The organism is Psychrobacter sp. T6-6, from assembly GCF_052258185.1.
Classification (GTDB): domain Bacteria; phylum Pseudomonadota; class Gammaproteobacteria; order Pseudomonadales; family Moraxellaceae; genus Psychrobacter.
Genome location: NZ_JBQQEX010000006.1, coordinates 95,690 through 115,290, shown reverse-complemented (window position 1 = coordinate 115,290; position 19,601 = coordinate 95,690). Strand labels below are relative to the sequence as shown.

General features: G+C 42.5%; 16 protein-coding genes and 1 tRNA gene. 9 read left to right on the top strand and 8 right to left on the bottom strand.

Going from position 1 to position 19,601, the window contains the following annotated elements:
- Window positions 1–96 precede the first annotated feature (96 nt).
- Window positions 97–1,041, top strand: a complete 945-nt coding sequence (locus tag ACTXGL_RS10545; RefSeq protein WP_443526822.1) for a putative RNA methyltransferase — start codon at window positions 97–99, stop codon at window positions 1,039–1,041.
- Window positions 1,042–1,129: 88 nt separating this feature from the next.
- On the opposite strand, the gene ACTXGL_RS10540 is transcribed toward ACTXGL_RS10545, so the two are convergent.
- Window positions 1,130–1,912, bottom strand: a complete 783-nt coding sequence (locus tag ACTXGL_RS10540; RefSeq protein ID WP_443526745.1) for a YdcF family protein — start codon at window positions 1,910–1,912, stop codon at window positions 1,130–1,132.
- A 379-nt stretch (window positions 1,913–2,291) separates the two neighbouring features.
- Here ACTXGL_RS10540 and ACTXGL_RS10535 point away from each other — a divergent pair, with 379 nt between their 5' ends.
- The 3 genes from ACTXGL_RS10535 (at window position 2,292) to ACTXGL_RS10525 (ending at window position 5,958) form a co-directional block, all read left to right on the top strand.
- Window positions 2,292–2,594, top strand: a complete 303-nt coding sequence (locus tag ACTXGL_RS10535; RefSeq protein ID WP_443526744.1) for a hypothetical protein — start codon at window positions 2,292–2,294, stop codon at window positions 2,592–2,594.
- Window positions 2,595–3,267: 673 nt separating this feature from the next.
- Complete coding sequence (locus ACTXGL_RS10530) at window positions 3,268–4,806, top strand: YHYH protein (RefSeq protein ID WP_443526743.1); 1,539 nt, start codon at window positions 3,268–3,270, stop codon at window positions 4,804–4,806.
- 81 nt (window positions 4,807–4,887) lie between these two features.
- Entirely contained in the window at window positions 4,888–5,958 is a 1,071-nt protein-coding gene (locus ACTXGL_RS10525) for a hypothetical protein (RefSeq protein ID WP_443526742.1), read from the top strand.
- A gap of 856 nt (window positions 5,959–6,814) precedes the next feature.
- Here ACTXGL_RS10525 and ACTXGL_RS10520 read toward each other — a convergent pair.
- A tRNA-Ser gene (locus ACTXGL_RS10520) sits at window positions 6,815–6,905 on the bottom strand.
- 204 nt (window positions 6,906–7,109) lie between these two features.
- Here ACTXGL_RS10520 and ACTXGL_RS10515 point away from each other — a divergent pair.
- The 3 genes from ACTXGL_RS10515 (at window position 7,110) to ACTXGL_RS10505 (ending at window position 8,922) form a co-directional block, all read left to right on the top strand.
- Window positions 7,110–7,931, top strand: coding sequence for a DNA/RNA non-specific endonuclease (locus ACTXGL_RS10515; RefSeq protein ID WP_443526740.1), 822 nt, complete (start codon window positions 7,110–7,112; stop codon window positions 7,929–7,931).
- A 71-nt stretch (window positions 7,932–8,002) separates the two neighbouring features.
- On the top strand, window positions 8,003–8,266 hold the full coding sequence (locus tag ACTXGL_RS10510; protein WP_443526739.1) for a hypothetical protein: 264 nt from the start codon (window positions 8,003–8,005) through the stop codon (window positions 8,264–8,266).
- Window positions 8,267–8,538: 272 nt separating this feature from the next.
- Complete coding sequence (locus ACTXGL_RS10505; RefSeq protein WP_319051985.1) at window positions 8,539–8,922, top strand: DUF2147 domain-containing protein; 384 nt, start codon at window positions 8,539–8,541, stop codon at window positions 8,920–8,922.
- Window positions 8,923–9,155: 233 nt separating this feature from the next.
- Here ACTXGL_RS10505 and ACTXGL_RS10500 read toward each other — a convergent pair whose 3' ends face one another.
- The 4 genes from ACTXGL_RS10500 to ACTXGL_RS10485 all read right to left on the bottom strand — a co-directional run bounded on the left by ACTXGL_RS10500 (window position 9,156) and on the right by ACTXGL_RS10485 (window position 13,851).
- Entirely contained in the window at window positions 9,156–10,418 is a 1,263-nt protein-coding gene (locus ACTXGL_RS10500; RefSeq protein WP_319051986.1) for an ammonium transporter, read from the bottom strand.
- Window positions 10,419–10,524: 106 nt separating this feature from the next.
- The gene (locus ACTXGL_RS10495) at window positions 10,525–10,863 is read right to left on the bottom strand and encodes a P-II family nitrogen regulator (protein ID WP_201556743.1); all 339 of its coding nucleotides are present in this window, start codon (window positions 10,861–10,863) and stop codon (window positions 10,525–10,527) included.
- Window positions 10,864–11,320: 457 nt separating this feature from the next.
- Window positions 11,321–12,175 (bottom strand): universal stress protein, encoded by an 855-nt coding sequence (locus ACTXGL_RS10490; RefSeq protein ID WP_443526738.1) that lies wholly within the window; start codon window positions 12,173–12,175, stop codon window positions 11,321–11,323.
- A gap of 176 nt (window positions 12,176–12,351) precedes the next feature.
- Entirely contained in the window at window positions 12,352–13,851 is a 1,500-nt protein-coding gene (locus tag ACTXGL_RS10485) for a SulP family inorganic anion transporter (RefSeq protein WP_443526737.1), read from the bottom strand.
- Between the two features lie 668 nt (window positions 13,852–14,519).
- Here ACTXGL_RS10485 and murD point away from each other — a divergent pair.
- Together murD and ftsW are read left to right on the top strand one after the other, a co-directional pair.
- Window positions 14,520–15,956 (top strand): UDP-N-acetylmuramoyl-L-alanine--D-glutamate ligase, encoded by a 1,437-nt coding sequence (gene murD / locus ACTXGL_RS10480; protein WP_443526735.1) that lies wholly within the window; start codon window positions 14,520–14,522, stop codon window positions 15,954–15,956.
- A 274-nt stretch (window positions 15,957–16,230) separates the two neighbouring features.
- A complete protein-coding gene (ftsW, locus tag ACTXGL_RS10475) occupies window positions 16,231–17,427 on the top strand; it encodes a putative lipid II flippase FtsW (RefSeq protein WP_443526734.1) in 1,197 nt (398 codons plus the stop codon).
- 122 nt (window positions 17,428–17,549) lie between these two features.
- Here the strand turns inward: ftsW and gluQRS are convergent, their stop codons facing one another.
- Both gluQRS and dksA read right to left on the bottom strand, forming a co-directional pair.
- Window positions 17,550–18,530, bottom strand: coding sequence for a tRNA glutamyl-Q(34) synthetase GluQRS (gene gluQRS, locus ACTXGL_RS10470; protein ID WP_443526732.1), 981 nt, complete (start codon window positions 18,528–18,530; stop codon window positions 17,550–17,552).
- A gap of 223 nt (window positions 18,531–18,753) precedes the next feature.
- Window positions 18,754–19,191 (bottom strand): RNA polymerase-binding protein DksA, encoded by a 438-nt coding sequence (gene dksA, locus ACTXGL_RS10465; RefSeq protein ID WP_319051992.1) that lies wholly within the window; start codon window positions 19,189–19,191, stop codon window positions 18,754–18,756.
- Window positions 19,192–19,601 lie beyond the last annotated feature (410 nt).

Genomic DNA, 19,601 nt, shown 5'->3' with positions numbered 1-19,601 from the left:
TCCTAAAAGCCATTTCAAACAATATTGAGGTGGCTTTTTATCGTTCAAGGCACACGAAATTTGTTAAAATGCGAGTCATATTGCTATGACTTTGAGATATCTGTGTCCTTATTTATTTGTCCACTTTGCCAGTCACCACTACAGCCAGCCGCAGATACGTGGCGCTGTGATGGTAGTTTGCATCCCAAAAACACCTCGCACCCCTTTGACGTTGCCCGTCAAGGCTACGTCAATCTGCTGCCTGTGCAACAGAAAAAGTCCAAAGCACCTGGCGACAGTCAAGCGTCTATCAATGCGCGTAAACGGTTTTTGAACCAAGGGTATTATGCACCGCTGCAGGATCTGATCAGCCAAAAAATGGAAGTGCTGTTGTCAAAAATTGAGTCCACAGATGAGCATAATACCAACTCTGTTCATTGGCTCGATATCGGTTGCGGTGAAGGTTATTATACGCAGGCAATGGCACAAATGGGCTCGTCGCTCATAGACACGTTAATAGCCGCTGATATCAGTAAGCCTGCATTGGTTGAGCTGGCTAAAGTGAGCAAAGCGATAGGTCATCTCTGGTATCAACAGAATGAGGATAGTGTTACTAAGCCAACAGCCGTCTATCCACTAGTGACCAGTGCGGCGCATCTACCACTACGCCCTCATAGCATTACCGGTATCAGTAGTATATTTAGCCCCATTTTGCCCGAAGCGTTCGCTAAGGTGTTGGCTGATAATGGCTATCTGATTATTGCCAAACCAGATGTTGGGCATTTGGCGACGCTACGTGAAGCCTTATTCGATAGTGTGCGTGAGCATGACTCTGATAAGTTTCTACAGGAATTGGCGCCATATTTTACGTTGGTTGAGACTCAGCGTGTCAGTACCGACATGAGTCTATCCGCAGAGGACTTAGCCGATTTAATGACGATGACGCCTTATGCGTACCGGGCGCGTAGTGAGAAGCGACAAGCATTATTGTCAGCAGTAGAAAAATCGTCATTCAATACAGAGGCAAAGTTTGTGGTTTATGTTTTACAAAGGATAGCGTAGCACTTCTCAAAATAGCATGGTGTTATACACTGCAGTGTAGTGCATTGCAGTGCAGTGCACTGCAATGATGTCTTTGATACTCCAAGTATTAGTATTCTTTTAGCAACCAGCCACTACCAAAGGCAAAATACTCTCTAAACCAGGCATTGTAGCGAATAGATAGCGGTGTTGGGCTGGCGAGGGCCATAGGCTGCTGGTAGTCTTGATGCTTTGCAATTGCTACGGCACGAATGGTATGAAAATCACTGGTGACAATCGCAATGGGCATGTTTTTATTGATACTATGCTGCGCAAGAATATCCTGACTGTACGCCAAATTTTCCTCAGTGCTGGTGCTTTTGCCTTCTTGATAAATACGATCTAGCGAAATGTCGTGCGTGTCCTGCAAGTAAGTTGCCATAATGTTTGCCTCACTGCGCGGCTGCCCCAGACCGATACCGCCACTGGTAATGATCAATGCTTGTGGTTGCTGCTCAATCAGCGTTGCTGCCGTATCCAGACGACTGGCGAGGGTGGCGCTGGGTTTGCCCGCAACGGTACCAGAACCAAGCACGATAATAGCGGCCACGGGCGGTAGCGTTTGTTTGCCACGAGCAATCTGCTGCTGCAATGAGTAAACAAATACCAAAAAGCTCATGAGCCATAACCCAAATATTAACCATAACCCATACCAGATACGACGCAGTACAGGATGTTTGACAAGCACTCTAGCAATCATAGGCGCACCCAGCCCATGACCCAAAAAAACTACACCTATCAGAAAAGGCAGTACCGTGCCAAAATTAACCTTGTCAATGGCTATCAGTGCGATACAGTCGATGATAAGTATGAGTCCAAGTGCTATCAATACAATACGTAATAACCCAAACATAAGTTTTTCCAGTCAGCACTTATAGATCAGTCGCGCTGTCTATATAAGTGTCAAATATTAAACATTAAACATTAAACATTGAATGCTACATCCGCCTCTACAGTAATCAAAAGCATCATATATATACTTTTAGGTCTGCCCATCTATTTACTTACACTAGTAGCACAACTTTGTGGCTGTCTACAGTTTAGTGTCTGAATGTGCCAAACAACGGCAACAATCGCAACCTTTCTTCATGTTTCATAAATCTACTTAATACTAGAATCAGTTATCATTTTCTTTGTCGATAGAGCGATGCGACATCGCAATATCTTATTTGATACGTCATAAGGTATCTTTAATTATTATTCATCAATATGAATGAAACTGGGAAAATAAAATGAAAAAGATAATAGTAAGTTCAATTTTAGCCGCTACCGCTTGTTTGTCTATGGTTGGTCAAGCCAACGCGGCACCTGATTACTCAAAGTCTCATGCCGCCCAAGTACAGCATCAAAAACATGATGCTAAAACAAAAGCAGATAGCAAACACAAGGTTGTCAAAAACAAGGCAAAGGTATCACAGCAAAAAGCAAAAATAATGGCTGCCAAACATAAAGCACAAGAAAAGCACCAAGACAAATATCAGAGCAAGTATAAAAATGATAAACAAAGTAAAAATGATTACAGACACCGCTCTTAAAAGTAATATCTGATTATCTAAAAATGACGCCTCAAGTAGGCGTCATTTTTTTGTAAGGACGAATTAAGCGTTGTTCAAGATAGTGGCTTATTTAATGCTTATGATCATACCTCAACGTTAGACTATGAACCTATACGGACAGTTCAGCAAAAGGTGATAATCATTGAGAGTACTGAAATATGGTATTGATGCATGGAGATATAGTGTCGATACATAGCTTTGAGCCATTTGACGGACTGGTGGTCAGAAAATATGTGAGAGAACAGCTACTGTTTTACATCAATGCCACGCTCAGTATCTTCTAGATAACGCATTATTTTGGTGGTTTTTTTGCCCTTTTTACGGTAAGTGCAAATATGATGATGTGTTTTATATATTGCCCAATATCTTGCTTGAGTTTTCATAAATATAGCTGGTAAGTCTCACTATTAGGTGTTTTAAAATAATATTTGGCGCTAAGCCTTAGAATATAAGTATCTTTCATGAAGAAAAACTCAGCAAGACTTAACGTTTCTTAAAGTTTCTATAAAGTAAAAGTTGATATTATCTAATCAATATAAGAGGTTTATTTTTGAATAAATATCAACAATTACGACGTATAAACAGGTAACTGATAGTTTTCCCTGTTTCACTACCATTGCCTTTCAGGTCTTATATCCTACAAGAGTGCTTTATGAACCTCACAAAAACGGCTAAAGCTTTCAGCTTGCTTGCTATTGTCACTGCCATACAAGTTTCATCACTGACCTCTGCCTATGCCCATGACCTTAATGAACATACCATGCCTGCCAAAGAGTGGCAGATCACAGGCCAGCCTAGTGTCGCCGCTGACTTTATCAAATTAGAAGACAGTACGGTTTATCTGACCGATAGTCGCCATCAGCTACTCTCTTTTATTTTGGCGGATTTTTCAGCCAATGATCAAACCTATATTCTGGAAAAAAACGCTCATATTCAAGCGATCAATCAGCTAGCAGTGATTGAAAATCTAGTAAGTAGTAATCAATTAACGGCTATCCAAAATCCAAACGATACTACTGTTATTGCCAATGATAATGGGACTGCCCTAAACAAAGCTGATGCGGAAAGTTCTGTTATAACGGATAACAGTGACACGCGCTCTGTTTTATTCTTCTACCTCTTGGGCGGCTTGATCTTAGCGAGTGGTTTGGTTTGTCTTTATGTTTTGAACATACGCCACAAAAAAAACCGAACCTCAAAAGTAGCTTATTCAGTTTTTGGTGTATTGGGTTCAGCTGCTTTACTGGTTGCTTGTAGCAGTACTGAGACGGTCCAAAATATCGGTGAAAAGACCAAAGAGGCGATCGCTCACTTGCCAGTACCAGCCAATGATATTGATTTTATGGCGTCAGTATTTGGCTCATTCGATAACGTCAGTACTCATCATGATGATAAATATCTGTATATCGAATCAAATGGTATTCCAAGCCACGAAATGATGATAGGTATCACCAGTTGGCAACAGCAAGTACCTATCGACCAAGATTATACCGATGAGAACAGTTGGGTCATTCCCTTACAGCCTGAGCTTGCCGATGAGCCTTTAATGGCCAAAGACAATTTTATGAAAGGCGCCATCGCGATTGCAGCTAATGGCATTCCTATATTCAACCCATTAAACAATCGGGGTGAGGACGCCAAAGCATTCGGAGAATTAGACAATTGGGGCGGGCATTCTGGACGCGCTGATGATTACCACTATCATCTTGCACCAACCCACCTACAGTCACAAGTTGGCGCAGGTAAGCCTATTGCTTATGCACTAGACGGCTTTCCTGTCTATGGTGAAACGGATGATGAGCTTGATGAGTATTTAGGCAAATTTAACGAAGACGGCAGCTATGAATATCATGCTACCTCAGAGTTTCCGTATTTAATTGCAGGTTTGCGCGGTAAGGTCACTATAAACCCAGATACAAAAGCGCCAGAAAATGAAATTTCACCGCAAGCACATACTCATGGCGTTCGCCCAGCGCTGACGCCTTTGCGCGGAGCTGAGATCACAGATTATAAGATTATAAGTCCGACTCAATACAGTCTAACGTATACCCATGACGGTCAAGAGCATAAGCTTAACTATGGTTGGGGCGCTACTGAAGCGACCAAAGATATTTATACTTTTGAATTTATTGATCCAGAGGGTACGACCGTACAGACTTATAAACGCACTGGTAACACACAGAAAAAATAATACGTATCTAATGATAATTATCAATTATAGAGATAATAAGCTGAGTTCAAAAACCATCTTATATAATGCTAAGGAATCCTAATGAAACCTATTTTAATACCTGCTTTGCTAACCACGACAGTATCTGCTGTATTGCTGGCAGCGTGTAGCCAAACCCAGATAGACTCAGCGGCTACCGATGCCAATGCCAATGAGCAAACGACAGCATCAGTAAATAGTAGTGCAGATGCCAGCAGCTATACTGGCAGCGCGAGCTTAACCCAAGGTGTTGCCCAGACTGACGTGACAAATGCTTATGAATGTGACCGTGGTCGTCAAACCAACATTGGTAGTATCCAGTCATCTGACGGTAAAACATGGACAGTACCAGCAGCGACCAATTTGCTCAATACAGATTTCCCAGTGGCGTCTGACTTAAACAACCCTTGTACGGGCAACGACTATCGCACTGCCAGTGAAGCTTTAGCTCAACTTGATGGTTCAGACATCATTGAAATAGATGCAGATGGTGAAGTGTATACCGCTTACGTCTTTGCAGATAATTATTTTGAGATGTATGTAAATGGTGTGGCAGTTGGACGTGACAATGTGCCATTTACTCAGTTCAATTCAAATATAGTGCGTTTCAAAGCAAAAGCACCATTTACCGTTGCTATGCATTTGGTGGATTGGGAAGAAAACTTAGGTATTGGTTCAGAGAGTAATCAAGGCTCAGAGTTTCATGCAGGAGACGGCGGTCTAGTCGCTGTGATCAAAGATAAAGACAATAGCATCATCGCTAAGACTGATGAAAACTGGAAAGCACAGACCTTTTATACCGCGCCGATTAGAGACTTATCCTGTGTTAGTGAGTCAGGTAGCGAGCGCCTATCTAGTAATTGTGTTACCACAGCTAATGTACAAGACGGTTCGGCAGATTATGGCCTGCATTGGGAATTGCCTACCAACTGGCAACAAGCAGACTTTGATGACTCTAGTTGGCCGAACGCTACTACTTATAGTAACCAAACCATTGGGGTAGATAATAAACAAGCTTATACCAATTTCATAGATATTTTTGATAATGAAAAAGCAGATGCCCAATTCATTTGGTCAACCAATGTCGTACTCGATAATGAAGTTATCGTACGCTATACCGTAGATGCGTTATAAGCGCTGTACAAATACTTAAAAGACCATCATAAATGCCGCTCCAAAATAGCTATCTTAGATCTATCTTGGAGCGGCAGTGGTATAGCGGTTACGTTTTATTTGTAAGCCGTATCTTTATTCTCAGTATATATTTATAAATAAAAAGCTATCTATCGATATCCTTCCTCGTTTGTCACTACCGCGTACTTGTATGTCTGTAAGCGCTGGTTGAACTCAAAAATCGTTACCTTTCTTAAACTTTCATCAAGCTACTTAACATAGGGACTAGCTATGATAAAGGGCAGTATTATTAACATCGTCTACGTGCGCTAGTTATTCAAAGTAATGCTTTCCAACCAAAAAAATGATGCCAAATATCCACTAATTGTCCTAAATAATCATCTCAAAAATCGACTGAGAGCGCCAATGAAACAAACCTTATTCATACTATTTGCCATCTTTTTCAGTGCAATAGGCTACTCAGCCAATGCAATGGTACCGAGTATTGCCTTTGCAGAAGCAGTAGACGCGACTCCAAAACCAGTCGTATCTGCTAAAATACGAAAAATCAGACGCGAATGTCGCATCAATTTGGGTCTGAACAAGTTATACACGAATCTAAGTGACAGTGAAAAAGAAGCAATGAAGAGATGTATAGGCAGTAAGTAGCTGTAGGTTTGGATATTAGCAGCGATAGATGAATGGTATGAGCCAGCAATATACTTTATTGTTGGTTTTTTTGATAGATAATAACGATTCAGGCAGCATTAGATGACAAGTATAGACTGACAGTCTTACTATTGAAGTGTTTGAATTTTATTTAGGATAGAGTAAGACAAAACAGAAAAACTGGGGCTTTTATCAAAATAGATAAGATTGGCGGTGAAGGAGGGATTCGAACCCTCGATACGCTATGAACGTATACACACTTTCCAGGCGTGCGGTTTCAGCCACTCACCCACTTCACCGTTTTTTGAACGCCTAAGTATAGCGGATACCATTTAAAATGTCACGACTTGCGCACTATCTTTCTTTATTGGTGGCCGCCTGCTAGGATAGCAAGTATGTAATAGCAAGTATAAATGGTTGAGAGTTGAATGATAAGTTTCAGTAAGTCCAAAAGTGGATTTAAACATAGCGTGCTGACGGCGATAGTGACTGTTACGATAGGTATGTCTACTCAGGCATATGCTGATGACTTCAGCCAGTGTAGCCAATCTTTTTATGGTGGTATTTATCCTGAATTTACCAATACCAAACTGAGTAATCAGACACAAGCACTATGTATGGATGGTTTTGCTGTCATGTACTCTGGTGTATCACGCACACCCCTATGGTCAGCAGAGTATCTAGATCGGACACGCCTACAACAAGCAAAACAAATCGACCGTGAAGACAGCTTTCACGAAGAAAGTAAGCTCCCGGAGTCAGCACGCGCGTCATTATCTGACTATTCAGGTTCAGGTTATGATCGCGGACATCTCGCACCCAATGCCGACATGGCAACGCGTAGTCAGCAATATGATAGTTTCAGTCTGGCCAATATCGCGCCGCAGTCACCGCGCAACAATCGTTATATCTGGCGTAATATTGAATCGGCTACTCGATATTTAACGCAGCAATACGGTGAGGTCTATACCATCACAGGTGTAGCATTCACTAATAGCAAAACCAAGCAACTTGCGAACCGCGTACTGGTTCCTAGCCATTTTTTTAAAGCGGTATATATTCCAGCAACCAATCAAGCCGGGGTGTACTACGCACCCAATGATGAATCAGAACGTATCGATGTTATTAGTGTTGATGAGTTAACCGCTGAAACGGGTATCGATGTCTTACCAATGTTAGACATCCAAACAAAAACACAAGCGTTTGATTTACCATTAAAGGCAGGGGAGCGCTCAGATACACCTGATACTACAGACGAAGAGCCTGACTGGATGTTATTTGTATGGGCTATTCTAGAATGGTTAATTGCACAGCTAAAAGCGTAAAAGGCTTTATAAATATCGACGCATAAAAGATTAGAATTGCGCCAAAGCATACTAATAGTGAGGATGAATACATGATTGAGCCATTCGCAAACAACCACCAAAGCATGCAGATAGGCGAGCTAGTTATTGAAAATCAAGAAGACAAGATTGTTATTTATGGTGATATCGATCTGACTTTAGATGCGTCAGGATATGAGCAAGCCCAGCAGTTACATGAGCTAACTAGTAAGATTATTGACGCATTTCAGGTCAATAGCCTTTATAGTAATAATGACAGTAAGTCAAAAGAAATTGATGACCAGTTGGGCAAAGATATCGACAACCCTTTCCTGTAAGTCTTTGATATAGTTTTATTTTTCCAGAAATAATAAAGTATAAAAAAATTACTAGGCAAACTTAAAAAATTGCTTATAATGAATCAAGACATCGCTTATGTCGCTCAGGTCTTTGAACAAAACCTTATGAGCAATTGCGGTAATACCTACCTAAGGTGTAAGTGCTTAGATAGATATCCCAAAGCTCATAATAAAAGATTCTAGCAAAGGATAAGCATAGGACATCGGAAACATAACGTTTCGAGCAATCATTGTATGAAGGGAGTCAATCTATGAAATTATTTACAAAAACCACTTTAGCAGTTGCTGGTATTGGTATCGCTAGCATGGCTTTTGCCGCTGATCCACTTGCCAATACGACTTGGCAAACATATGATGAGGGCAAGCCAAAAGGTACTGTAAAAATCACTGAGTCAAACGGTGTATTGACAGGTACGCTTGTTGCTACTAATTCAGCCAAAGGTAAGAAGCACGTTGGTACGACTATTATCAAAGGTCTGAAGTCTGACGGTGGTGGTAAATATAGCGGTGGTACGATCACTGACCCTGAAAAAGGTAAGGACTATCGTATGACTGCAAACTTAAGCGGCAACACATTGAAGCTAAGAGGTTATATTGGTCCATTCTCTCGTAGCCAAGAATGGAAAAAGAAATAAGCCAGCATTAAGAACCAATCATCAAGCCTTAACTTAATAAAAAAAATCCCGCATTACCGAAAGGTGTTGCGGGATTTTTCTATATTCTAGATTTGTTTTCTAGGTTCAATAAGTAAGTTCTATATTGAAGGTTTAATAGAGGAAGTTTCTTATCGATTAAAATAATAAACGCTGATACTACAGTAAGCAGTATCAGCGCATTTAAGACTTATGTCTAGCTTATGAGAGTGATCTTATCTGATAAACTCTGGGTAAGCTTCCATACCACATTCAGCGATGTCAGCACCTTCGTACTCGTCTTCTTCAGAGATACGTAGACCGATAACTGCTTTGATGATTGCCCAGACTACTAAGCTAGCAATGAATACCCAAGCAAAGATAGTCGCGGCGCCTACAATCTGACCGATAAAGGTAGATGCTGGGTTAGTGATTGGTACAATGAGCAAACCAAATAAACCAACAACACCGTGAACTGAGATTGCACCTACTGGGTCATCAATTTTGATTTTGTCTAAAGCTAAGATTGATAACACGACGATGATACCAGCGATGACACCAAAGATAGTGGCTTGTAGTGCAGAAGGGGTTGAAGGCTCTGCAGTAATGGCCACTAGACCTGCTAATGCACCGTTTAGGAGCATGGTTAGATCCGCTTTACCAAAGATGATGCGGGCTAGGATTAAGGCACCAACAGCACCGCCAGCAGCAGCAGCATTAGTGTTTAAGAATACCATGGCAACAGCATTGGCACTGGCGATATCACCAAGTTTAAGTACTGAGCCGCCGTTGAAGCCGAACCAACCCATCCATAAGATCAATGTACCAAGTGCAGCAAGTGGTAGATTGGCACCAGGAATGGCACGTATCTCACCATTAGGACCGTATTTACCTTTACGTGAGCCCAATAGTAGTACGCCAGCTAGGGCAGCAGCAGCACCTGCCATATGAACGATACCAGAGCCTGCAAAATCAGAGAAGCCCATGTCACCTAGGTTGAATAAACCAAAGACATCGTTGCCACCCCAAGTCCAGCTACCTTCTAATGGATAGATAACGCCAGTCATGACGACTGCAAACAATAAGAAAGCCCATAATTTCATACGCTCAGCAACGGCACCTGAAACGATTGACATACAGGTCGCTACAAACACTACTTGGAAGAAAAAGTCTGAGGCTGCAGAGTAAACGGAGTCGCCACCAAAGCCATTTTCGGCAGAGGCTGCCAACGCATCTTCTACTAAAGTGTCACCGCCTGCAATTCCGCTTAAGAACAGATCGCCACCATACATAATAGCGTAACCACATACCATGTACATAATGCTGGCCGTTGCAAATAACGCGACATTCTTAGTTAAGATTTCGACCGTATTTTTTGATCGGACCAGTCCGGCCTCTAACATAGTGAAGCCAGCGGCCATCCACATGACCAACGCCCCACAGATCAAAAAGTAAAACGTATCGAGCGCATACTGGAGCTCAAAGATTTGACTTTCCATTTACATTCCCCTTGAATTTACAATATAGATATCGGTATGACCGATAGATAAAAATGCTGTAAGAACCTATATCTACGAATCTCCTTTTATAGATATGGCCTCAAATCTAGATAGCATCCGGTCCGGTTTCACCTGTACGGATACGAATGACTTGCTCAAGTGCAGTAACAAAGATTTTGCCGTCACCAATCTTGCCAGTACTAGCGATGCGAGTGATGGCTTCGATAGCAGGGTCGACCATCTCGTCGATCACAGCAACTTCAACTTTTACCTTAGGTAAAAAGTCCACCACGTATTCTGCGCCGCGATAGAGCTCTGTGTGACCTTTTTGACGACCGAAACCTTTGACTTCAGTGACAGTAACACCTTTGACACCGATGTCAGAAAGCGCTTCACGCACATCATCGAGCTTAAACGGTTTTAAGATCGCAGTGATTAGCTTCATAAAAAAATTCCTTATTTGTGTGATGCTGCAGATTGATAGAGGCATTATGGTGCATCGTCGTATCTCTGCCTTGCTTACGGTAAGTTATTCAAGAACTGTGCCAATTTACTCAAGGGGAAGTAAATTGGACGTGTCCGTTCAAAAATAACCGTCATTCCGATAGAGGATATAACCGACGGTACAACAATGAGAGCCTTCATTATAGACGTAATAAAGGTAAATCAATCTTCAGCGTTTGGTTAATGACAACTTTATTATAACCAACTTTTTGAGTGCTTGGGGAAGCTATCCCCGTATTTCATGTGACGATTTGCTAACTTGAGTTCGGCAATCAAAAGGGGTTTTTGCGAGGAAGCTATAAACAGAAGATAAATATAAAACAGATATAAGCAGCAGAGCGCCAGCAAGGTAACGGGTGCTCTGTACTTAGATATAGGGGGTGTATGCAGCAGCGTACTTACGCTTTAGGGAATAGCAGATACGGCGTTTTGGTACTGACTAGCAGTTTTTTGGTATCGCTACCTTGTAGTAATTCACGCAGACGAGACTGACCGAAGGCGCCTGTCATGAGTAGACCGATGTCGTTTTGATTCTGATAGTAATTTAAGGCCGCTGCGACATCACGGCAGTCTAGTAGTGTCTTTTTGGATTTAATACCTGCTTGCTTGAGCTTTGCATAAGCTTCGCGTAGGGCATCACAGTTGTCAGAATTTTCTCTACCAACCATAACAATATGTACGGTCAAGGCACGTACAAGTGGCGTCTTACATAGCCAATTGAGTAGTTTATGGCACGTTGGGCTGTTGTCAAAAGCAAATAAAGCCGTAGTAGGGGTCAAAAATGGTGCATGTGTCACCAAAATGGGGCAGTGACTGACTCTGATAAGCTGACTTAGGGTGGATTTGCAGGTAACATGATGACCAATAACGATCAATTGGGCTTTGTCATCAACGTAATCGATACTTTGGTTTAGGTTCTCATGACGATGTAAGGTGTACGTTTTAAGCTTGCGGCGCTGCTGTTCACAATAAGTGGTCGCTTGTGAGAGTAGCAATCTGCCTTGTGCCTTTAACTCACAGTTGCTCAGATGCTCTTTACTCGTGAACTGCTCAAGCAATGCATTCTCATCATCGATGTTTAGACAGCCAGAATAATTGACCGCAGCTTTTTGTTGTAAGCTTGGTGCAGAGTGTAATAGTCCAATAGGTGCTTGCAGACGGGTAGAAGCCCACATACTCGCCTCTAATACCGCTTGAACATGATCGGGACAATCCAAGCAAGCAATCACACTATCAAGTTTTAAATTACTCATAAAACGACCACATCATTTTAATAATAAGAATCAGCCACTCAGTTCGGGGCTAAGCATAACCATCATACTCAACCCTGATTACCATTATGGCCGCCTATTCATATATCAATCCATACCATGTATCAATTTACAAAACCTTGATTCGTATTAGTATGGCAAGGCTGATAGAGAGTGGCTTAATCTAATAAGCCAATATCTCGGCGATCATGAACAGAGAAGCGGTCAATCAGTGTGCGACTCGCATTGTTGAGTCCTACCACTTTGACATCAATACCTTCACGTTGCAAGCGCATGACCAGTTTGTCCAAAGTATCCACAGCAGTCACATCCCAAAAATGTGCTTGGCTAACATCAATCTGAATGCTATCTACGGCTTCTTTGGTATCGAAGCTATTCAAGAACTGTGTCGTAGAAGCAAAGAATACTTGACCTTGAACATAGTAGTAACGGGTATTGCTACTGTCATCGTACTCGCTAAAGATGGTCAAGAACTGTCCAATCTTATTGGCAAATGCCAAGGCAGATAGCAGCACACCAACACCAACGCCATAAGCTAGGTTATGAGTAAAGACCGTAGTCAATACTGTCGCCAGCATCACAATATTGAACGACATAGGATGCGTTTTGAATTCGCGAATAGATTGCCAGTTAAACGTACCAATCGATACCATAATCATAACGGCAACCAGCGCAGCCATTGGAATTTGGCTGACCCATTCACTCAAAAACACCACCATAATCAGTAAGACAACACCAGCCATCAACGTAGATAGACGCGTACGTCCACCAGATTTTACGTTAATCATAGACTGACCAATCATCGCACAGCCTGCCATACCACCGAAAAACCCTGATACCACGTTAGCCATACCTTGACCACGGCATTCTTTGTTTTTATCACTGGGTGTATCCGTCAACTCATCGACGATGGTTGCTGTCATCATAGACTCTAATAAACCAACAATAGCAAGCGCAATAGAATACGGCGCGATGATAAGTAGTGTCGTCAAATTCAATGGGATATCAGGCAGCAAAAATACTGGCAATGAATCTGGCAAGTCACCCATGCTGCCAACGTTGCGAATATCAAGATTCATATACATGGCAACAGCGGTCAATCCAACGATGCAAATCAATGGAGAAGGAATCACACGACCTATTTTAGGGATAAGTGGGAACAGGTAAATAATCGCTAAACCCGCCGCTGTCATAATATAAACCGTCATACCGACACGTTCGGTCATGGGGTTTAGCTCAGGCAGTTGCGCGGCGAATATCAATATCGCCAGTGCGTTGACGAAGCCAATAACCACTGAGCGCGAGACAAAACGCATCAGATTGCCCAGCTTTAGAATGCCCATTACGACCTGAATGGCACCGCATAACAGGGTAGCAGCAAGCAGATACTGCAAACCATGATCGGCAACCAAATCAACCATGACCAATGCCATAGCCCCTGTCGCTGCCGAAATCATCCCTGGACGTCCACCGACAAAGCTGATCACGACGGCGATACAAAATGAGGCATACAAGCCAACTTTTGGATCAACACCCGCGATAATAGAAAAGGCAATGGCTTCTGGAATCAGTGCTAGGGCTACGACTAAGCCCGATAAAACGTCGCCGCGAACATTGGAAAACCACTCGTCACGCAAGTTATCAATAAAAGATGTCATAAGTAAACTACATAGGGTTAGAGGCAAAAAAAGTAATCATTACTCATTTATAAAATGATCGCGTCGCTAATAATAGCTATTCATTTGTCTTTTACGTCAACATGCACTGGGTCATGTTGCTGTGTTGGAATGTGCAAGGTCAATAATAAGTATGTCTACTCATTTTTTTGGTATCGCGTATACGCTCATCAATAATAAATATGATGAAGACAGTAAGATGACCTAAAAATATGGTTTGGACTGGGTTGCTTAAAATAGGCTATTGAATATAACACCCAAGATAAGGCATAGAATCAGCAATTATTTGCTGTAGTAGAGGGTGATAAATAATTTGCCACACAACGATCGTTGCCTGACATAAAGTTACCACACACGAATCAGTGCTAAAGAGACGTGACAATAGCGCGATAAATGTGACAACATGCTAAACTAAAATAATCAGGCGTAGCGCCTTATTGCATAACAATGTCACATACCAATCAAGTCAGCCATTATAGCATTAGCTACCAAATATAAAAACAGGCGAATAATAGCACAAAGTCATAAAAAATCATTACCCAAATTTGAACGATACCGTTATGATGCCTATCATCGTGAGGGTGTCACCGAAAGTCGCTACACGCTTGTTTTCTTGCCACTACTTTGTTCGTCTAACAGAAGGAATAGATATGACCGCTAATACCGCAACAGAAACCTTGATTCATAAGGGCAACGGTCTACAGGTCGTGGTCGGTTTGGGACAGTCTGGACTATCGGTAGCGCACTATCTTGCCAAGCAAGGTTATCAAGTAGCAGTAACAGATGCACAAGCCGCGCCTAAGCTTGCGGATCAACTGCCAGCTGATATTGAAATTCGTCAGTTTGGGGCGATCGATGCAGAGCTACTACAGCAAGCAGCACGTATTATTATCAGCCCAGGTATCTCGCTTGAAACCGATGCCGTGGCAGCAGCCCGCCGAGCTAATATTCCAGTCGTCAGTGATATTCAACTGTTTTGTGACGCATGTACAGTACCGATAGTAGCCATTACAGGCTCTAATGCCAAAAGTACCGTGACTACCTTAGTTGGGCAAATGGCAGCAGATGCTGGCGTTAATGTGGGTGTCGGTGGCAATATTGGCGTGCCAGCACTGACTTTGCTTGATAATACGGATATGGAGTTGGCCGTGTTAGAGTTGTCTAGCTTTCAGCTAGAAACCGTTACTAATTTAGGTGCAAAAGTCGCGACGGTACTCAATATGTCGCCCGATCATTTAGATCGTCACGGTGATATGCTTGGTTATCATCAAGCCAAACATCGTATCTTTCAGGGCGCCAAATCAGTAGTCATTAATCGTGAAGATGCGCTCACCCGTCCATTAGTGGCAGACAACCTACCAAGAATCAGCACAGGTATTCATGCTCCTGATAAAGGACAGTACGGTCTTATTACCGATACGGAAGGTCAGACTTATCTGGCGCGCGGTACAGAACGGTTACTGTCGGCGGACAAACTGTTGATTAAAGGTCGTCATAATCTGCTAAACGCGCAGGCTGCTTTAGCGCTTGGCGAGCTTGCAGGGTTACCTATCGAGAGCATGCTGGATACGCTGCAGCATTTCTCAGGACTTGAGCATCGTTGCCAATATGTAGGGAACGTTGCTGGTATCGACTATTTTGACGACTCTAAAGGCACCAATATCGGTTCTACTATGGCTGCTATCGAAGGGTTGGGCGCGGTCTATGCCCCAAAAGATGGCAAGCTGCTACTGATTTTGGGTGGGCAAGGTAAAGGTCAGCAATTTGGTGAGTTGACTCCTTTTATCAATCAATACGTAAGTCAGGTAATACTCATCGGTGAAGATGGACAACAGATTGAGCAGCATTTGCGAGCGGCCAAACTCAGTGATGATGTCGCATTACATCAATGCCAGACACTAGAAAACGCGTTTGTAACGGTTCAGCAAGTGACGATAAGCAGTCTTTCACAAGTGCAAGCGGTGCTGTTGTCACCTGCCTGCGCGAGCTTTGATCAATACAGTGGCTATGCTGCTCGCGGCGAGCACTTTAGTAAATTGGTCGAACAGTTAGGTGCGACACAATCAGATAACACGATTATCAGCTAAAAGTCTCGATCAGCCAAACGCTCTGATCAGTCAGCTCAGTCGTTGTGGCAGTAGGCATTAGATGGTATTTTCTTTATAAACGATTGTTTTGCTTATAGATTGCTGCTACTGTCACCATAACTGGTTTGATGCTTAGATAGGTGGTAGTTCACGCATCTTTTGTTGCTCATGACTGTCCTATCATCCTCTATCTGGTACGATTTACTTTATCATTTTTTAAACGGTGGCGTTTTATAGACGCCGTGTTTCTTCGTTCGTTAGTGTATATAAAATTATGGCGCTCTCTTCTTTTTTTCGTTCCTCGTCTCAGACCAAGCAAGCCTCTGGCACAGATGGTGTGCTTTCTATGCCATCAGCACGTGCAATTTTACTATCGAGCGTAGGCTGCATGATGGTGCTTAGTTTACTGATGGTCGCATCTGCTTCTATTCCTTTTGCGCTCAGCCGCGGTATGACAGAGCTGTATTTTTTCAAAAACCAGCTGTTGTACATGATGATTGGTTTGATCGTCGCTGTTATCCCTTATTATAGTGTGTCGCTGCGAACGCTTTATAAGACTGAAACCCAATTTCTTTTACTGGGTATCACAGGTCTGTTGCTAGTGGCAACGCTATTTAGTACACCTATTAATGGTTCTAAGCGTTGGCTGACGTTAGGCGGTTTTAATTTTCAGGTCGCAGAGTTGGCCAAGCTGGTCATGATTGTGTTTGTCTCTGACTTTGTGGTGCGCCGTTCGTTTGAGGTGCGTAATGGTCTCGATGGTTTTTTGCGAATTATGCTGGTGGTAGCGCTAATCACTATACTGCTCTTATCACAGCCTGATTTTGGCTCGTTTGTCGTTATTTTAGGGACACTATTCGCGATTTTTTATATCGCTGGTGCCCCTTACAAGCACTTCTTAGCATTAGGTGCGGCGGCTATTGGCGGTGCTGTACTGATGGTGACTACGGCAGAGTACCGATTGGTGCGTGTCATGTCTTTTATGGATCCATTTGATGATGTGCAAGATACTGACTACCAGTTAGCACGTAGTTTGATTGCTTTTGGGCGTGGACAGTTCACGGGTGTCGGCTATGGCGAAAGCGTACAAAAACTATCGCATTTACCTGAGGCTCATACTGACTTTTTGTTGGCGATTACGGGTGAGGAGTTAGGCTTTGTTGGGGTCAGCATGGTGTTGGTGCTCGAAGCACTGATCATTGGTAGTGCGATGCGCATCAGTTACAACGCACTCAAACGTCGTCAAATGCGCATGAGTTATACGGCGTTTGGTATCGGTGTGGTATTTATTGCGCAGACAATTATTAACGCGGCGATGAATATGGGTGCCATTCCAACCAAAGGCCTCACTATGCCATTCTTTAGTTATGGTGGATCTTCGATGTTGATCAGCCTAGTGATGGTTGCACTACTACTGAAGATATATAAAGAAAGTCCTGAAATCGAAAAGAGCCAATGCCGCTACTATTAAAAGATTTTAATTAGTAAAACATCTGAGTTAGCTTATACATTTTATGAGTAAGACCTAAAAAAAGCGCCGCAAATAGTGGCGCTTTTTGCTGTCTACTGCTATTAAGGGTTCCTTGGTTCTCATCAACAGAGTAAATTTAGCTGCTGCATACCTTGTAGCGGTGCATTGTCCCACTGTGCAATGGCTTGGATGAGCATATTGGTTGGCGTGTCGACATCGACTTTTGGTTGCCGTAGGAGTGCCAGTCCATCAGTGATAAGTTGGCTTGGATCCGATGTGTCTATTGGCTGCGCGAGGTTTTGCTTGGAGAGCTTTTGACCATCTGCATTATTAATTAACGGCAAGTGGTACCAATGGTCGATCGTTGGTAGACCCGCTGCCTGCATAATACTGATCTGCGCTGTGGTCATCGGCAGGATATCCAAACCACGCATGATATGAGTAACCTGTTGTAGACCATCGTCGATACTGGCGGCTAATATGTAGTTGATCATACCATCTTGACGACGCGCTACCATGTCTCCTAGTGTCTGCTGTGGATTATCCCATTGCTGACCCTGAATACCATCATTAAAACCGATTTTATAGTCTGGTAGCTGTATACGTAATTTATGCTGCTGCCTATCAAGATGGGTTGCCACACAGCGCCTTGGATAACGCTGCCGGTTTGGCTGTTTTTGATTGACTGGTGTTTCAGTATGGGTCTGGCTATGATGTCTATTGATATCTTCTTGTGCCCAGTACTGCTCTAAGTCTTTGCGTGAGCATCGGCAGCCGTAGGTTAAGGGGCGCAGCGATGAAGACAGGTAGTCATTGTAAATATCGATACGTTCAGACTGATAGATGACGTCACCGTCCCAGTGCAATCCAAGTATTTCTAGATCCATCAAAATCTGCTCAGTGAACTGCTTGTCACAGCGCGCAGTATCGGTGTCCTCGATGCGCAGCAACCATTGGCCACCGAGCGATTTTATATGACAGAAGCTAGCAAGTGCCGTGGTAAAAGAACCCAGATGCAGCTCACCCGTAGGTGATGGCGCAAAACGGCCAATAGGCTGTGATAATCTGGGTTCAGTTGGTGTATCAGTATAAATATTTTTCAAAATAAATAACTATCGATAAAAATGATAGAGATAGAATAATAAAGATCGGTATCAAAAGATATTTATTAAATGAAATTATTTTGTTAGTAATGGCAGCTTTGCGTCGATCATATATTTGAGAGTAGAGTAGGGGTGGTGGTTAAGAAAAATGATAGTCTTGTAAAAGCAAAAAGCGACCCATGATGTGGTCGCTTCTGCTTACGTATGGTTATCTGTATACCGCTTAAGCCCCTTGGTTTTGGCGCTCTTTGATCTCTGACAAGGTTTTGCAGTCGATACACTGCGTGGCTGTTGGACGAGCTTCGAGGCGACGTAGACCAATCTCTACACCACAGGTTTCACAAAATCCATAGTCATCATTTTCGATTTCTAACATAGACTTGTCGATCTTGCGGATGAGCTTACGTTCACGATCACGTGTACGTAAGGCAAGCGCAAACTCTTCTTCTTGAGTTGCACGGTCATTGATGTCAGGCATCGCACTTGACTCATCTTGAATGTAGTTTTTGGTACGATCCGCTTCGCCAATCAGTTGGTTTTTCCATTCCAACAAAATTGACTTAAAATGCTCTAACTGTGCGTCAGACATGTACTCTTCGTCTTTGGCTGGCACATAGGGAGTAAACTTGACTTCACTTGGATTCGTGGTCACGGTGCTCATATGGGTATCCTACTTTTTCAAATTAATTCAATAAAACGACGTATCAAAAGACAAGACGTTATCAGTTTTACAAACGCTATAAGTTGTCCCTTTATCAAACGTTTTACCACTTGGTGATACAAGTAACACAGCTGATCAAATAATATCGTTATTTTAGTATATCGGCATACTCTGACTCAGGTATATTGCTATGCAAATCTTTAGTTCAATAGCACTGCTCAAATCGTATTATAAATGATTGACTATTAACACTTAGCTTGTGGTTTCTTGGCCATCCTAGCTATTATTCTATTGCCTAATTTTAAATATTAGACCGTCCTCGCTTCATTTTACAAGTTGTATCATTGTTTATAGTAATAATGAAGTTATTTTTTATTTTGATCTCGTTTTTTCTTAATTCATTAACTTGT

What these genes read in the sequence shown, in the direction of transcription:
- ACTXGL_RS10540 (WP_443526745.1), bottom strand. Translation starts at nt 1,912, where the DNA reads ATGTTTGGGTTATTACGTATTGTATTGATAGCACTTGGACTCATACTT.
- ACTXGL_RS10535 (WP_443526744.1), top strand. Translation starts at nt 2,292, where the DNA reads ATGAAAAAGATAATAGTAAGTTCAATTTTAGCCGCTACCGCTTGTTTG.
- ACTXGL_RS10530 (WP_443526743.1), top strand. Translation starts at nt 3,268, where the DNA reads ATGAACCTCACAAAAACGGCTAAAGCTTTCAGCTTGCTTGCTATTGTC.
- ACTXGL_RS10525 (WP_443526742.1), top strand. Translation starts at nt 4,888, where the DNA reads ATGAAACCTATTTTAATACCTGCTTTGCTAACCACGACAGTATCTGCT.
- ACTXGL_RS10515 (WP_443526740.1), top strand. Translation starts at nt 7,110, where the DNA reads ATGTCTACTCAGGCATATGCTGATGACTTCAGCCAGTGTAGCCAATCT.
- ACTXGL_RS10510 (WP_443526739.1), top strand. Translation starts at nt 8,003, where the DNA reads ATGATTGAGCCATTCGCAAACAACCACCAAAGCATGCAGATAGGCGAG.
- ACTXGL_RS10505 (WP_319051985.1), top strand. Translation starts at nt 8,539, where the DNA reads ATGAAATTATTTACAAAAACCACTTTAGCAGTTGCTGGTATTGGTATC.
- ACTXGL_RS10500 (WP_319051986.1), bottom strand. Translation starts at nt 10,418, where the DNA reads ATGGAAAGTCAAATCTTTGAGCTCCAGTATGCGCTCGATACGTTTTAC.
- ACTXGL_RS10495 (WP_201556743.1), bottom strand. Translation starts at nt 10,863, where the DNA reads ATGAAGCTAATCACTGCGATCTTAAAACCGTTTAAGCTCGATGATGTG.
- ACTXGL_RS10490 (WP_443526738.1), bottom strand. Translation starts at nt 12,175, where the DNA reads ATGAGTAATTTAAAACTTGATAGTGTGATTGCTTGCTTGGATTGTCCC.
- ACTXGL_RS10485 (WP_443526737.1), bottom strand. Translation starts at nt 13,851, where the DNA reads ATGACATCTTTTATTGATAACTTGCGTGACGAGTGGTTTTCCAATGTT.
- murD (WP_443526735.1), top strand. Translation starts at nt 14,520, where the DNA reads ATGACCGCTAATACCGCAACAGAAACCTTGATTCATAAGGGCAACGGT.
- ftsW (WP_443526734.1), top strand. Translation starts at nt 16,231, where the DNA reads ATGGCGCTCTCTTCTTTTTTTCGTTCCTCGTCTCAGACCAAGCAAGCC.
- dksA (WP_319051992.1), bottom strand. Translation starts at nt 19,191, where the DNA reads ATGAGCACCGTGACCACGAATCCAAGTGAAGTCAAGTTTACTCCCTAT.